This window comes from Spirosoma arcticum, from assembly GCF_054779955.1.
Map to the genome: position 1 here is coordinate 615,654 of NZ_BAAGXG010000003.1, position 13,684 is coordinate 629,337.

At 53.6% G+C, this 13,684-nt stretch carries 15 protein-coding genes; 9 read left to right on the forward strand and 6 right to left on the reverse strand.

Annotation, left to right across the window (positions count from 1 at the left end; all coding sequences use genetic code 11):
- Positions 1–8: 8 nt before the first annotated feature.
- On the forward strand, positions 9–1,310 hold the full coding sequence (locus tag ACYVHB_RS09745; RefSeq protein ID WP_461051520.1) for a hypothetical protein: 1,302 nt from the start codon (positions 9–11) through the stop codon (positions 1,308–1,310).
- Between the two features lie 100 nt (positions 1,311–1,410).
- Here the strand turns inward: ACYVHB_RS09745 and ACYVHB_RS09750 are convergent, their stop codons facing one another.
- On the reverse strand, positions 1,411–2,403 hold the full coding sequence (locus ACYVHB_RS09750) for a GRP family sugar transporter (protein ID WP_461051521.1): 993 nt from the start codon (positions 2,401–2,403) through the stop codon (positions 1,411–1,413).
- Positions 2,404–2,561: 158 nt separating this feature from the next.
- Between ACYVHB_RS09750 and ACYVHB_RS09755 the strand changes: the two genes are divergently transcribed.
- From ACYVHB_RS09755 to argH, 5 genes are all read left to right on the forward strand, one after another.
- A complete protein-coding gene (locus tag ACYVHB_RS09755; protein WP_461051522.1) occupies positions 2,562–3,005 on the forward strand; it encodes a DMT family transporter in 444 nt (147 codons plus the stop codon).
- 79 nt (positions 3,006–3,084) lie between these two features.
- Complete coding sequence (locus tag ACYVHB_RS09760; RefSeq protein WP_461051523.1) at positions 3,085–3,690, forward strand: PD-(D/E)XK nuclease family protein; 606 nt, start codon at positions 3,085–3,087, stop codon at positions 3,688–3,690.
- A 26-nt stretch (positions 3,691–3,716) separates the two neighbouring features.
- The gene (locus ACYVHB_RS09765; protein WP_461051524.1) at positions 3,717–4,976 is read left to right on the forward strand and encodes an MFS transporter; all 1,260 of its coding nucleotides are present in this window, start codon (positions 3,717–3,719) and stop codon (positions 4,974–4,976) included.
- Between the two features lie 15 nt (positions 4,977–4,991).
- The gene (locus tag ACYVHB_RS09770; protein ID WP_461051525.1) at positions 4,992–5,396 is read left to right on the forward strand and encodes a hypothetical protein; all 405 of its coding nucleotides are present in this window, start codon (positions 4,992–4,994) and stop codon (positions 5,394–5,396) included.
- 62 nt (positions 5,397–5,458) lie between these two features.
- Positions 5,459–6,793: an argininosuccinate lyase gene (argH, locus tag ACYVHB_RS09775; protein ID WP_461051526.1), complete on the forward strand. Its 1,335-nt coding sequence runs from the start codon at positions 5,459–5,461 to the stop codon at positions 6,791–6,793.
- A 25-nt stretch (positions 6,794–6,818) separates the two neighbouring features.
- Here argH and ACYVHB_RS09780 read toward each other — a convergent pair whose 3' ends face one another.
- Positions 6,819–7,688, reverse strand: a complete 870-nt coding sequence (locus ACYVHB_RS09780) for an SMP-30/gluconolactonase/LRE family protein (RefSeq protein ID WP_461051527.1) — start codon at positions 7,686–7,688, stop codon at positions 6,819–6,821.
- A 208-nt stretch (positions 7,689–7,896) separates the two neighbouring features.
- Here ACYVHB_RS09780 and ACYVHB_RS09785 point away from each other — a divergent pair, with 208 nt between their 5' ends.
- Positions 7,897–8,106: a hypothetical protein gene (locus tag ACYVHB_RS09785; protein ID WP_461051528.1), complete on the forward strand. Its 210-nt coding sequence runs from the start codon at positions 7,897–7,899 to the stop codon at positions 8,104–8,106.
- 56 nt (positions 8,107–8,162) lie between these two features.
- On the opposite strand, the gene ACYVHB_RS09790 is transcribed toward ACYVHB_RS09785, so the two are convergent.
- Positions 8,163–9,413 carry an MFS transporter gene (locus ACYVHB_RS09790; RefSeq protein WP_461051529.1) on the reverse strand — a complete coding sequence of 417 codons (1,251 nt, stop codon included), beginning with the start codon at positions 9,411–9,413 and terminating at the stop codon, positions 8,163–8,165.
- A gap of 31 nt (positions 9,414–9,444) precedes the next feature.
- Here ACYVHB_RS09790 and ACYVHB_RS09795 point away from each other — a divergent pair, with 31 nt between their 5' ends.
- Positions 9,445–10,164 carry a phosphoribosylanthranilate isomerase gene (locus ACYVHB_RS09795; protein ID WP_461051530.1) on the forward strand — a complete coding sequence of 240 codons (720 nt, stop codon included), beginning with the start codon at positions 9,445–9,447 and terminating at the stop codon, positions 10,162–10,164.
- Between the two features lie 102 nt (positions 10,165–10,266).
- Here ACYVHB_RS09795 and ACYVHB_RS09800 read toward each other — a convergent pair whose 3' ends face one another.
- Positions 10,267–10,695 carry an Hsp20/alpha crystallin family protein gene (locus ACYVHB_RS09800; protein WP_461051531.1) on the reverse strand — a complete coding sequence of 143 codons (429 nt, stop codon included), beginning with the start codon at positions 10,693–10,695 and terminating at the stop codon, positions 10,267–10,269.
- 342 nt (positions 10,696–11,037) lie between these two features.
- Here ACYVHB_RS09800 and ACYVHB_RS09805 point away from each other — a divergent pair, with 342 nt between their 5' ends.
- Positions 11,038–12,372, forward strand: a complete 1,335-nt coding sequence (locus tag ACYVHB_RS09805; protein WP_461051532.1) for a tetratricopeptide repeat protein — start codon at positions 11,038–11,040, stop codon at positions 12,370–12,372.
- Positions 12,373–12,497: 125 nt separating this feature from the next.
- Here ACYVHB_RS09805 and ACYVHB_RS09810 read toward each other — a convergent pair whose 3' ends face one another.
- Positions 12,498–12,926 (reverse strand): UPF0158 family protein, encoded by a 429-nt coding sequence (locus ACYVHB_RS09810; RefSeq protein WP_461051533.1) that lies wholly within the window; start codon positions 12,924–12,926, stop codon positions 12,498–12,500.
- Positions 12,927–13,268: 342 nt separating this feature from the next.
- Positions 13,269–13,684 (reverse strand): transposase (locus ACYVHB_RS09815; protein ID WP_461051534.1); only part of this gene is annotated, 416 nt, incomplete at its 5' end.

Here is a 13,684-nt window from a genome sequence, read left to right on the forward strand (position 1 = left end):
CGAACATTATGAATAAACGCTGCCTGTTCTTTTTGCTCCTTCCGCTCATAGCAACCGCGCAGCGACCCGTTCCGCCCGTGCTTCACCCCGATCCGGCCGGGGCACTGACTGCCTACCGCGCCAATTTAACAGCCTGGCGGGAGGAGCACCCCAACCGGCGCACGTTACCCGATCTGAAGTTCTTCCTCTTCGGGATGGGCGACCGGCTGAAGCTCATCTACCGCGACGGGCGGTTAATCAACGCGCTGACGGGCAATATTGAAGAGCAATGGAATGTGAAACAGGCCGTGATTGTGCCATCGGAGTACTTGGTGGCTCTCGAACTGACGGGTGCCTCAATTGGCCAGCCCCAGACAGTACAGATTCGCGAAGATGAAAACGGCGTTTGGATTTTGCAGCCGGGAAAACGACCGAAACTAATTCCGGGCACCCGGAGCGCGCTGAAGCTGCCCCGTTTTACTCAAAACGCCTACGGGCCAGTGCTGCGGGTACTGCATCAGGAAGTGCTGATCAATGTCATCAACGGCCGACCCGTCCCCAACTTCATGGTGTATGCCAAACCGTGGTACCGCGATGCCGCGCTGATGGCGATGGTCCTGCGCGAAACGGGTAACCTGCGGCTGATCCGCGACTGGATTTTGGCCATTCGGGACCCGTTCGACCGCAATAATCGCGGCATTGCCGAGGCCGATAATCCAGGACAGGTGTTGTTTTTAGTCTCGCTGGTGTCGAACAAAACTCACCCGGTGGTGCCGATAGCGCTGGATTCGGTGAAACGCTACCTCTCCGCAACGGCGGTGATGCGCGGTTCCCAGCCAGGACATTCCGACCGCCCCCTGCCCCCTCTCCTTAGACAAGGCGGTCCGCCGGTGCGGGAGGGGGTATACGTCCTCGGCAAAACTGACTACGCCGAACACCCCGTTTTTCAGACCAAATGGCTTAAGTACGGCTTAAAGTCGCTCGGCCTGCCCGACCCGTACGTCATTCCTGAGCAATATGACAGCTACTCGTCGCTGTTTTGGTGGGATTACCAAAAAGAGCATGTAGTGGGCAAACTCTTCGTGGAGAAAGACAGTGATAATTACCCATACTTAATTTGGGCCGAGGATCACTTTTACAACTGGATAGGCGTTGCACAGAAGCGCGGTATCCTCGGAAACCTGGATTATCCGTTGAGTTGGGAACAGAACGCCAGCGATGCCCATTACCCCGGCATGACCGTGCTGGACAAGGGGTTAGTTAAGCAAAAGTTGGCCTTCCCCCACACCTGGCACGCAGCAGAAATGTTTTTGATGTTAACGGGTCTGTAGAGACCGCACCGGCGGACCGGCAATATTTTGCATCTCCTATACGTCAGCAAAACCATCCGGTCAGGAGACGCAAAGTGTTGCCGGTCCGCCGGTGCGGTCTCTACTTCGCCGAGATAATCAGTCCTAACCCCAGCACGTAGCACAGGCTCATGATGATCAGATAGCGACTCGACGTGGCGGGTGCTCCCCGAAATTCGTGCCAGATGAAAATGCCCCACAGCACTGCCACAATGGTAGCGCCCTGCCCGAGGCCGTAGCTAATGGCGAAACCGGCCGCGCCCGAAGCCAACAAACTCGACGCCATGCCCAAACACCACACCACACCGCCCAACACCCCGATGATGTGATTCCGGCGGCTCACATCGCTGTACCAGATGTCGTCGTCGGCGGGCTTACTGGCGAACCGGCGCAGAATCGGCAGAAACAACGGCGTGCTGATGAGGACACCAACGGCGAACAGTACCAGGGCCGTGTAGGGCGTGAGCATACCCGGTGCCGGATTGACGAAATCGGGAGACATTGCCGTGGCCACGAAGTAAAAAAAGAAACTCATCAGAAAGCCACCAATCAGCGAGATAACGATGCCGCGCCTGTCGACCGATTCGTCGGTTTGGGCCTTGGCCCGGTAGGCCAGTGCGCTGAACACAACAGCGAGGAAGATAGCAATGACGCCCCCGGCCAGCAACAGTACATTGCCCACCGGCGAACGAACGTAGTTGACGATGACGCCCAGAATCAGGGCCAGCCCAATACCCACCGGCATCGCCACCGACAGACCCGCCAGTTCGATGCCAACGACAATCAGGATGTTGGCAATATTAAACACAAAACCACCCGCCAGCGCGTAGAGCAGGTTTTGCGTATCGGCCTGCCTGAAGTCGGTGATGAACGAGCGGCCGTCTGATCCGATGCTGCCCAGCGTGAACGCCAGTACTATACTCAGCAGCAGAATGCCGTAGGTATAGTCCCGGTAGAAAATAGTGGTTGGTACTGATTGAGTAGCGAGTTTCTGCGTGTTAGCCCACGATCCCCAACAGAGCATGGTTAGGAAACAGACGACTACCGCCAGTGGGTACTGCGTGATAACAAACATGTACGTTACTTGAGGTTAAGAATATTAGAGCAAGTTATATAATTGTAGTTACATGAGAAAGTCGGAATATATAAAAAGCGAATTCCGGGCTAACGGTCTGCGGTTACGTTGGCTACCTTTGCCGGTTTCCAACCGGGCAATCACGCCTGTTATTCTGTATGAACTACGTTTATATTCTACTTGCTTTCCTGACTGGCATCGCCATTTCTGTTCAGGCGGGCGTCAACGCTAACCTCCGGCAGTCGCTGAGTAATCCCGTGCTGGCGGCTGCCATTTCGTTCGGCACCGGCCTTATAGCTCTTATTGTTATGCTGTTTGTATCGGGCGTATCCGCCCCCTCAATCGACGCAGTCAGGCAGGTAAGCTGGTGGAAATGGACGGGGGGCATTATTGGTGCGGTATATGTGACAACGGTTATTGTCAGCGTTCCCAAGATTGGCACGGCTAACTTAGTGAGTCTGAGCGTGGCGGGGCAGTTGCTGGCGGCCGTTGTGCTGGATCATTACGGCCTGCTGGGTTTTGCACTGCATCCGGCCAATGGCTGGCGAATCCTCGGCATGGTCGTGATTTTGGTCGGCGTACTGCTGGTGGTGAGAAACTAAGTTTGTGGTTTGTAGTTTGTGGTTAGCTGACGCACGGGTGCTTACGCGTCAGTCAACCACAAACTACGAACTACAAACCATGATACAGTACCGCTTTTACCCCTCGCTGCTGAATACATTCTCGCGCTATGTGAACGGGGGGCATCCCGACGCGCAGCAACTCATCGACAGCATCAACCGCGTGCCCGCGCCAACGACGGCGGCTCAGGAACGGGGCACTTCGTTTGAGGAAGCGATTGTGAAGGGCACTAATGAGGATCGGTTCGACCCGGATATTATCAAACGCGTTCGTAAACTCCTCCCCCGCCCCATTGTCGACACGCAGGTGTATTGCCAGTGGGAAATTGAGGACGTGCTGTTTTACGGCTACGTCGATTTAATTGGCACCTACAAAGCGGTCGATCTGAAAACGACAGGGTCGTACCAGAAAGACCGGTATCTGTTCAACCACCAGAATTTGTACCTGCATGCGCTCAAACGCAAAGGCATCAAACTGATGGAGTACGTCATTACCGATTTTAGCGACGTGTACGTCGAAAGCTACACCCTGACGCACCCCATCGACAAGCAGTTGGAAGAGATCCGGCAGTTCAAAGCATTTCTGGAGGAACACCGACCGTTGATTACCGATAAAAAGATATTTGTGGCGGCTGGTGAGGATGCGGATGCCCGGCGTAAAGTCTAACAAGGCGTAAGTTGTACCTTCGCGCCATGTTCCAGGGTGTTATCCGTCTGTACCAAAACGCGTACCAGGGCCTGTCGCCGTCGGTGTGGCTGCTGGCGGGCGTCATGCTCATCAACCGGTGCGGCACGATGGTACTGCCGTTTCTGACGCTTTACCTCACCCAGCATCTCCACTACTCCGTCACCGACGCGGGCATCGTTATGGCCGTTTTCGGGGCGGGGGCGTTCGTCGGTACGTTTCTCGGCGGGCGGCTCACCGACCGCTTCGGGTTCTACTACGTTCAGTTGGTGAGTCTGCTGTTCGGTGGGGCTTTTCTGCTCGTTCTCCAGTTCGTAACCGATTTTTACGCACTCTGCGGCAGCGTATTCATTTTTACGCTCCTCGGCGACTCGTTCCGGCCCGCCAACCAGGTCGCCATTGCGTTCTACTCCGACGCCGACACCCGCACCCGTGCGTTCTCGCTCAACCGGTTAGCCATCAACCTCGGCTGGGCCGTTGGCGGGGGACTCGGCGGCTGGCTGGCCGGGGTCAACTACAGCCTGTTGTTCTGGGCCGACGGGCTGACGTGCATCATGGCCGGATTAGTTCTGTGGCGTTACCTGCCGGTTCCTGTAGCACCACCCATTCAAGGTCCTGATTTATCGGTCACTCAGCAGTCTGTAAACTTAACCGAACCAATCACGTCGCCCTACCGCGACACCCTGTTCATCGCCTTCGTCGTGTGCTCATCGCTGTATTTTACGGTGTTCATGCAGTTGTTCAGCATCGTTCCGCTTTATTTCAAGCAGGTACTGCGCCTGACTGAAGGCCGCATCGGTGCGTTGATGGCCCTGAACGGCCTCTTGATCGTCATTATCGAGATGGCTCTGGTCTACCGGCTTGAGCAGCAAAAACGGGCAAAAACAAGCCTGATTGCAGTCGGGGTTTTGCTAACGGCCGCTTCGTACGTCGTGCTGGCGTCCACCACGGCATTCGCTTCGGCGCTACTTTTCATTCTGCTTATCACGCTCAGCGAGATGCTGGCCATTCCCTTCATTCAGTCGTTTACCGTTGAGCGATCCAGCCCGGCCACGCGGGGACAGTACTTGGCGCTCTACGCTATGGGCGGGGCGCTGTCCCAAACAGCCGCCCCGGCGTTTGGTTCGCAAATGGTGGCCCACTTCGGCTACCCGGCGCACTGGCTCACTGTAATGGGCATCAGTTTAGTATCGGCGGGCGGGTTTTGGTGGGTGGGACGAAGGCTCAGAACCAAGTCAATTATGAAGCAAGAGGTCAGCATAGTGTAACAATCGGATTGGTACATGATTAAAATAACCGCGAGCATCCATTTCTGGGGAGAGTCCTTTCTGCCGGGCAAGGCCGAACAGCTAACCGGCCTGGTGTTCACTGAACAGATTGAAGTGGGTGATACTGCAAAGACAGGACGATACAAGAATAAACCTACACCTTACGGCGCGGCTTCGTTTAACGCTCCTAACGAAATAGAGGGACCAGACCGGATATTATGGCTGGCTCATCAATGGTCTGGCAGGATTGAATTGGCAAAACAGTGTGGAGCCGAAGAGATTCATTTTTGGGTGGGCTATTTTTACGACGATCAATGCAATTGCGATTTGTCAGTCGAAGCGATTAAGGCGATCAATGCGTTGTCGATTCCCTATTTGTTTTCAGTTTATCAGGTGGATGACCTGAATACCATTTCGTAATATGCTGCTATAATCAGCGACCATCACTCTTTCGCTCATTCACTTTTTCACTCATTACTATATTGAAACTCTGGCAAAAAGAAGGCGTCACGACCTCCCAACAAATTGAACGTTTCACCGTTGGGCGCGACCGCGAAATGGACCTCCACCTCGCGCCTTTCGACGTGCTGGGTAACCTCGCCCACGCCCACATGCTCCAAACTATCGGCCTGATTTCCAATGATGAATTAGGAATGATGAATGATGAATTAAAAGGAATTTACCGGCAAATTCAGGCCGGGCAGTTCGTGATTGAGGACGGGGTGGAGGACGTTCACTCGCAGGTTGAGCTGATGCTGACGCGGGCGCTGGGCGACGTGGGCAAGAAAATTCACGCCGGTCGGTCGCGCAACGATCAGGTGCTGGTCGATCTGAAGCTCTTCACCCGCGACCGGCTTTGGCGCGTGGCCGACGCTACCAAACGCGTGTTCGACCGGCTCATCGACCGCTCAGAAGCGCATAAGGCCGATCTGCTGCCGGGCTATACGCACCTGCAAATCGCTATGCCGTCGTCGTTCGGCTTGTGGTTTGGGGCCTACGCCGAAGCGCTCGCCGACGATATGCTCATGCTGCAGACTGCTTACCGGCTGGCTAACCGCAATCCGCTGGGGTCGGGAGCGGGCTACGGCTCGTCGTTTCCGCTCAACCGCACGCTCACTACTGAACTGCTGGGTTTCGAGGGAATGCACGTCAACGTAGTGTACGCCCAGATGAGCCGGGGCAAAACCGAACAAACGGCCCTCACCGCCCTATCGGCTGTGGCGGCAACCCTTTCGCGAATGGCGATGGATATTTGCCTGTACAACAGTCAGAATTTCGGGTTTCTGACCCTGCCCGACGCCCTTACAACGGGCAGCAGCATTATGCCGCATAAGAAAAATCCCGACGTGGCCGAACTGCTGCGGGCCAAAACCAACCGCCTGAAAGCGCTGCCGATGGAAGTGACATTGGTGATGAGCAACCTGCCTTCCGGCTACCACCGCGACATGCAGTTGCTCAAAGAAATCCTGATGCCCGCCTTCGACGAAATCCTCGATTGCTTAGCCATTACGGATTTTATGCTTGAACATCTTCAGGTGAAATCCAACCTTTTAGACGATTCCAAATACGATCTACTATTCAGCGTGGAGCGCGTCAATGAACTGGTATTGCAGGGCGTACCCTTCCGCGAAGCCTATCAAACGGTTGGCAAAGAGATTGCGGACCATTCGTACAGTCCACCGCGTGTGTTGCACCATACCCACGAAGGCAGCATCGGCAACCTCGGCAACGACCTCATTGTGGCGCATATGGAGCAGGCCATAGCGGGTTTCGGAGTTGAACGGGCACAGCAGGCCATCGACCGGCTGCTGTCGTGAATAATTTGTTCCCAACACCGACAAATCACTCCCAACGGTACGCGACCAGCTTGTTTTTAAAAAACGTCGGTACAATTAGCAGATTTCGCTTGCTTACGTAGTCAATGTCGGCCGCGTTGATCTTGTCGGTGCGGGTATCTAACAATTGTTTCTTGGTACCGTCGGCGTTAACGTGAAACACCTGCCCGTTCCAGTCCGAAACGAAATAGTTGCCCTTCCCTTCCGGTACAATTCCATCCGTCACGGTCATCCCATCGGCAATGGTCATCATCGTTTTCGTGGTAACGTCCACCGACCGCAATGCGCCGGTTTTGGTGCAGCCAATCATCAGTTGATTCTTGCCCACGGCCAGTAACCCGTTTGGTTTGTTAAGCTGCTCGCCCTCCATCCAGACTTCCCATTTGTCGTCTTTCAGCCGGTATATTTTGTCGGCCCGGCTGTCAGACACGTACACGGTACCATCTTTTGCCACGGTTACGTCGTTCAGAAACGCACCCTTCTGACCAATGGCATCCCAGGTTTTTTCGGCCTGACCATTCTCCGTGTTGATCGCGACTAACCGATACACGTCCGTCACGTAGAGCCGGTTTTTGTACAACCCCATGCCTTTGGGTGCATTGAGTCCCGACGTCCAGCGCAGGTTTTCGATCTTACCGTCGAGCGATACTTTTGAAATGAAGCCACTACCGTCGAGCGAGTCAGATTTGCCGTCGATGTTAGCCACGTACAAGACATCCGTTCGGTCGTCGTACAACACGGATTCGGGCGTTCGCAGAGTGGTGTCCGTTTCCCAGGCTTTCACCAATTTGCCGGGTTTCGGTCGGTCGGCGGGTGGGGTGGCGGCTAAACCAAGGGCGAGCAGCGGAATGAACAGCGTAAGTGATTGTATTTTCATACGAGAAGCTGATAACCAGCGGAGTTTTGTTTTTCTAAATAAAAAATAATTGACACTTGCCGGGTCTGAATTTGTTTCCCCACGTAGAAAAGGCAGAAACGATATAATTTTTCCAATTACCGGTTTATCGACGCGAAATTTATCGAAAACATTCTGAAAATGAGTTCGTTTAAAACCTCGCACGCTTAAAATAAAACCTTCTCCCCTTATGGAAAATCAGCACCCCTCACCCGCCTGGTCATCGACCCAGGCACCCCATCTCAAAGACAGCATCCGCGATATGATCCGGCTGCAGCAGGACCATTTAGTCCCGGATGAGCTGTTCTGGGAGATTTTCAACGCCCGCGTTTTGCTGAATCAGCCGATTGACGTGAATGCGTTTTTCAGTGCCCAGAACATTATGTCCGGTCGGGCCTGAACCCCGTAGCAGGCAGGCACCACTTGTGGCTCCCACCAGCCACATTACCTCAGTCTTTACATCAGTTTAACGGCTAATAACGCCTTCGTTTTGATGTAGATATACGTCAGAACGATGAGGGTCACGGCCCCGCCCAGCAACACCGACGGCACCGTACCGAATAGCCGGGCGGCCAGCCCCGACTCGAACGCGCCAATTTCGTTCGACGAGCTGACGAAAATGCCGTTCACGGCCGCCACGCGCCCACGCAGGTGGTCCGGCGGAAAAATTTGCAGAATTGTTTGGCGAATAATCACGCTGACGCTGTCGAACGCCCCGGTTAGCCCCAGCATAATGAGCGATAGGTAGAAATTAGTCGACAGTGCGAAAATAATGGTGGTTACACCGAAACCGGCCACCGCCAGCAGCATATTCCGCCAGGCGTTGGTGGTTGGCGGGTAGCGGGTCATGAACGCCAGCGTCAGCACGGCCCCTATAGCCGGAGCCGCCCGCAGAAAGCCCAGGCCCTCAGCGCCCACCTTTAAAATGTCTTCGGCAAAGATGGGCAGAATGGCCACCACGCCCCCGAACAATACGGAAAACAGGTCGAGCGAGATCGCGTAGAGCACGATTGGCGTCTGGAACACAAACCGGAAACCTTCCTGAAGACTTTCCCGAAATCGCAGCACCGGCGCGTCGCTGACCGGCACGGGTTTGCGCCCAACCAGCGTAATCAGCACAAAACACACGACCAGCAGCCCAATAACAACCAGCAGCGTGTTGTCGAATCCGAGTCCGCTGTATAGAAAACCCGCCACGCCCGGCCCAATAATCGCCCCTGTTTGCCAAAAAGAAGTGCTCCACGTGGCCGAATTGGTATATAGTTCGCGGGGCACCAAAAACGGCTTCAGCGATGAACTGGCAGGTGAGTAAAATCCTTTGGCCGTGCCAATAAGCATCAGTACGCCGTAGATGGTAGCAAGCTGCACCGTTTGCGATAGCCCACCGACGATGGACGGTTGAAAAACAGCGTACAGAATGACCGAACCTAATGTGATGACCAGCAAACTCCACTGGAGAATTCGTTTTTTATCGCGCCGGTCGGCTAAGTGCCCCCCAAACAGCGACAAGGCAATGAAAGGCAGGGCTTCGGCCAGCCCAACCAAACCCAGCGACAGCGGATCGCGGGTAATCTTGTAGAGTTCGTAGCCGAGCACCACCTCCTGAATCAGCAGCGTTGCCGTAATCAGGAAACTGTTCATCACAAAATAGCGGAAGTCGGGGATGCGCAGGGACGCGTAGGTATCAATTCGGGTGTCCGTTGTCATAAAAGCATAAAGCGCAAATCGGGCGCGACCGATGCGCAAAGTTCGGCAAGAAACCGTTGCGTTACCGGCCTATTTATCGCTACTTCGCGGCACGATGATGAGAACACGGATAAAAATCTGCTGCATCAGCAGCCCCGACGAAGCGCGGCTGGCCATCCGGCTCGGGGCCGACGCCCTTGGTTTGGTAGGCCAAATGCCCAGCGGTCCCGGCGTTGTTGGCGACACGATGGCCGCCCAAATCGTTCGGGCCACGCCCCCGCCCATTGCCACGTTCATGCTCACCAGCGAAACAACCGTTGCCGGAATACTGGCCCACCAACGGCGCGTGGGAGCTAACACCATCCAACTTGTCGACGCCGTGTTGCCCGAAACCTACGCGCAACTTCACACCACGCTGCCCACCGTTAAGCTGGTGCAGGTAATCCACGTTCTCGACGATACAAACATAGCCGAGGCTTTATTAGCCGTTCAGCATGGGGCAGATGCGCTGCTGCTCGATTCGGGCAACCCGACCTTGACCGTGAAGGAGCTGGGGGGTACGGGTCGGGTGCACAACTGGCTCATCAGTCGGCAAATTGTGGAGCAGTCGCCGGTGCCGGTGTTTTTGGCGGGTGGACTGAACCCCGGCAACGCCCGCGAAGCCATTGACACCGTGCAACCATTCGGACTGGATATTTGCAGTGGCGTTCGCACAAACGGGCATCTGGACGAACAGAAGCTCAACGCGTTTATCACCACGATTTGCGCGTAACGCAGTAACCAGAACGCTGGTTAGCGCTTACGAATCCGAACAGGATAGGCACAAAAAAACCCGTGCCAATTGGCACGGGTTTCTCTACGTTGCCGGAAGCAATTAGGCGATGGCGATTTCTTTCACCACTTTCTCTTCGCTCACTACCACTTTCGGTAGCGTTACGGTTAGAATACCATCCGTGTAAGCGGCCGTGATTTGGTCGATGTTTACGTGCTTGGGCAACCGGAAGCTACGCGTGAAGGTTGTAACACCAAACTCGTGGCGGGTGAAGGTCTCCGCCGTTTGGTCACCCGTTTCGGGTTGGTACGCGATTGTCAGCGTGCTGGCTTCGACGGTAAGTTTGAGCGCGTCCTTTTTCAAACCCGGAGCGGCTACTTCCAACTGGAATGCCGTTTCGGTATCACGAACGTTCACCGCTGGAACGGTTGATTTCTGGGCATAAACCCGATTAACAGCCGGACGACCGTACGCACTATAAAAGGGATTAACGAAAGCCGGAACGCGATTATATTGAACTAAAGTTGCCATGTTGATCTGTGTTTCGATGGATTGTTCATTGTTGAACACATACTCCAATCTACAAATGGCGTACCAGTCGGTTTGTTGAACTTCGTACCAGCCATTATGGCATAAATGTGTGTACATGTGCGCAATTCTATGACATTCTGTCAAAATCCAAATTATCTTTTGGCACTGATCTGATTAAAATGACTGTCTTATGCTTTTTAAGTTACTGTTAATGGATTTCTTTTTTCTTAAATGTGTCGACAAAGAAAAATTTAACATCACCGTGATATTGTCCTTCGCGAGGTAAGTCTTACTTTTAGCTGTAAAACGTTCTACCTCCCACTGTACCCGTGTTAACCACCCATGAAACCACATTTCCTACCGCTGGTCGTGCTGACCTTGTGCCTGCTCGAACGAGCTACTGCCCAAACTGCTGCCGTTGATTTTTTTGAGAATGGCGTCACTAAAAGTAAAACCGGCGATTTTACGGGTGCACTACAGGCTTTCAGTATGGCCATTACGATGAACCCCGAAAATTCGGCGAGTTATTACAACCGGGGACTTGCCAAAGCCAATCTTAAAGATCACCGGGGTGCTGTGCTCGACTACGACCGGGCCATTGAGATCAATGCCAAAGACGCGCTGGCCTACCTCAGCCGGGGGCTTAGCAAAAGTAAGCAGGACGACCACCGGGGAGCCTTGCTCGACTATGGTCGGGCCATTGAACTCAACCCCGACGATGCACAAGCTTACTTCAATCGGGGCATCAGCCGCAATCGAGCTGAGCAACACCGGGGTGCGCTGACCGACTTCAACAAAGCAATTGAACTGGACCCCGCCAACGTGCAGACGTATTACGTACGGGGTATTACGAAACAGAAATTGAATGATTATTCGGGTAGCCTGCCCGACTTTACTAAAATGATTGAAATAGCTCCCAAACGTCCGTCGGCTTATGCGGGCCGGGGGGTGTCGAAGGTTGAGTTGAGCGATTACACCGGGGCCATTGCCGACCTTTCCAAAGCCATCGAATTCAGCCCCGAAGACGGTGAATCCTACTACTACCGGGGCTACGCCAAAAGTAAGCTCGAAGACTACAAGGGAGCCTTAACCGACTACGACCGCACCATTCAACTCGTGCCCGGTAACTATTCCGCCTATTATGGGCGCGGATTTTGCCGCAGCAAACTCAGCGATCAGAAAGGGGCTATTCAGGATTTTAATCAGGCCATTGAAATCGACAATGCCAACACGGAATCAAAAGTGGTTTACAGTGGCCGCATCACCCGCGCCATTCTCGACAACCTGCGTAACGTGGTTCAGGAACGTAATAAGATCAACGAGTTGGGCAATGAGCGGGCCGAAGCGTATTTTAGTCGGGCTATTAGTAAAAATAAGCAGGGCGATCAGAAAACCGCCATCGCCGACCTCAACAAATCCATCGAACTTAACCCGACCTACGCCGAAGCTTACTTCACGCGTGGCATGATTAAGTCGGGGCAGGGCGACCAGAAAGCGGCCATCATGGACTGCAACAGCGCCGTTAAACTCAACCCGCGCTACGCCGAAGCCTACTATGTACGCGGTATTATCAAACACAGCCTCGGCGACGAAAACGGCGGGTGCTTAGACCTGTCCAAAGCCGGTGAGTTAGGCTACAACCCGTCGTACAAAGTGATTAGTGATTATTGCAATTGACAACAGAGCCGCGAATCAGTCCGTCGCTGACCGGCAGGATTAAACTCGGCCTGTCCCCTATCAGCCGGAATTTGAAAATGGAAGCCAAACTTGACCTTTGGAACGGGCACTCTGTCGCCCGACGCTTATCCTTGTTGATTGGCTTCTATCTGTCGGCTTACCCAATTAACATATCGCTCACTTTTGAAAGCGAACCACTGCTCCCGAAAATCCCCTGAGTCATCAATTACAAACTTAAATTCCCGAAATGGGCCGCGTTTGTTCAAAGCGCGAAAAAGTTTCTCCTGTAACGAGGTGTTAGTCAGTTGCTCGGTAAAGTCTACCATAACGCGGTAAGAATCGTTTGACCGCATCGCTTCAACCTTAACATAGTCGTCACCATTCGCTTCCAATTCCTGCTGTTCTTCCTCAAATGCATCAACGTCGAATGTTGGGAATTTCAGCACATCGGGGATAAAAATAAGTTCACCGGTTGATTTGTGGTAAAAGGCCCGAAATCCACAGTCTAACTGCTCGGCAATTTCCTTAATTTGCTGCTCGTCGAGTGTCACCATATTTTTTTAGGTTAACAGGCGAATTTACTCAAAATAGGCATATCTGCTTCTGTCAGGCCACCACCAGCGGACGGTTAGTTTGTTGGTGGAAAGTTAGAAACCCACTTTTGCAGTTTGACCACCCAATGCGTTCGCGCAGTCAGACGAAACTCAGAAATAGAAGCTTAAGCTTGCAAACCTGAACGGCAACCTGTCGACCGAACCTGAACGTTAAAGCACATTCTGGACCATCACCCAACGCCCGTGAGAGCTGATGGACAACGAGTTAGCTTCCTGAACACGAGTACTTCCAACCTTTACACCCTCACCTTGATGTACGCATGCTTACTAACTCCCTCATTATCAAGCCGCCCCTAAGGTAGTCAAAAGCCCCAAATCTTGCCCCGTAATCTCAAATTTGGCCAGCTTTTTCCTGATCTGACGGATCTGTTGCTGCTTCACCTGGGCTACATCCCGCACCAATTTGGTCGGTTCATAAGCCTCGCCCGTCGTCAGCATCTTATAGACTACCACCGCCAGTTTCCGCGCCGTGGCGGTGATAGCCTTGATACGGCCCGCCCGGTAAGCAATCCGCTGGAAGAACGCGGTCATCGGGTTGGGCTTCTTCATGTTGCCCAATGAGTTAGCCACCATCCGAAACGTGTTGGGTAAGGACGACTTATTCTTCAACGTCTTCTTCGACAACACTTTACCGCCCGATGCTTTGTTGTTGGGGGTAAACCCCAACCACTTGGCAAACGCTTTGGCCGAGTTAAATT

What these genes read in the sequence shown, in the direction of transcription:
- ACYVHB_RS09745 (WP_461051520.1), top strand. Translation starts at nt 9, where the DNA reads ATGAATAAACGCTGCCTGTTCTTTTTGCTCCTTCCGCTCATAGCAACC.
- ACYVHB_RS09750 (WP_461051521.1), bottom strand. Translation starts at nt 2,403, where the DNA reads ATGTTTGTTATCACGCAGTACCCACTGGCGGTAGTCGTCTGTTTCCTA.
- ACYVHB_RS09755 (WP_461051522.1), top strand. Translation starts at nt 2,562, where the DNA reads ATGAACTACGTTTATATTCTACTTGCTTTCCTGACTGGCATCGCCATT.
- ACYVHB_RS09760 (WP_461051523.1), top strand. Translation starts at nt 3,085, where the DNA reads ATGATACAGTACCGCTTTTACCCCTCGCTGCTGAATACATTCTCGCGC.
- ACYVHB_RS09765 (WP_461051524.1), top strand. Translation starts at nt 3,717, where the DNA reads ATGTTCCAGGGTGTTATCCGTCTGTACCAAAACGCGTACCAGGGCCTG.
- ACYVHB_RS09770 (WP_461051525.1), top strand. Translation starts at nt 4,992, where the DNA reads ATGATTAAAATAACCGCGAGCATCCATTTCTGGGGAGAGTCCTTTCTG.
- ACYVHB_RS09780 (WP_461051527.1), bottom strand. Translation starts at nt 7,688, where the DNA reads ATGAAAATACAATCACTTACGCTGTTCATTCCGCTGCTCGCCCTTGGT.
- ACYVHB_RS09785 (WP_461051528.1), top strand. Translation starts at nt 7,897, where the DNA reads ATGGAAAATCAGCACCCCTCACCCGCCTGGTCATCGACCCAGGCACCC.
- ACYVHB_RS09790 (WP_461051529.1), bottom strand. Translation starts at nt 9,413, where the DNA reads ATGACAACGGACACCCGAATTGATACCTACGCGTCCCTGCGCATCCCC.
- ACYVHB_RS09795 (WP_461051530.1), top strand. Translation starts at nt 9,445, where the DNA reads ATGCGCAAAGTTCGGCAAGAAACCGTTGCGTTACCGGCCTATTTATCG.
- ACYVHB_RS09800 (WP_461051531.1), bottom strand. Translation starts at nt 10,695, where the DNA reads ATGGCAACTTTAGTTCAATATAATCGCGTTCCGGCTTTCGTTAATCCC.
- ACYVHB_RS09805 (WP_461051532.1), top strand. Translation starts at nt 11,038, where the DNA reads ATGAAACCACATTTCCTACCGCTGGTCGTGCTGACCTTGTGCCTGCTC.
- ACYVHB_RS09810 (WP_461051533.1), bottom strand. Translation starts at nt 12,926, where the DNA reads ATGGTGACACTCGACGAGCAGCAAATTAAGGAAATTGCCGAGCAGTTA.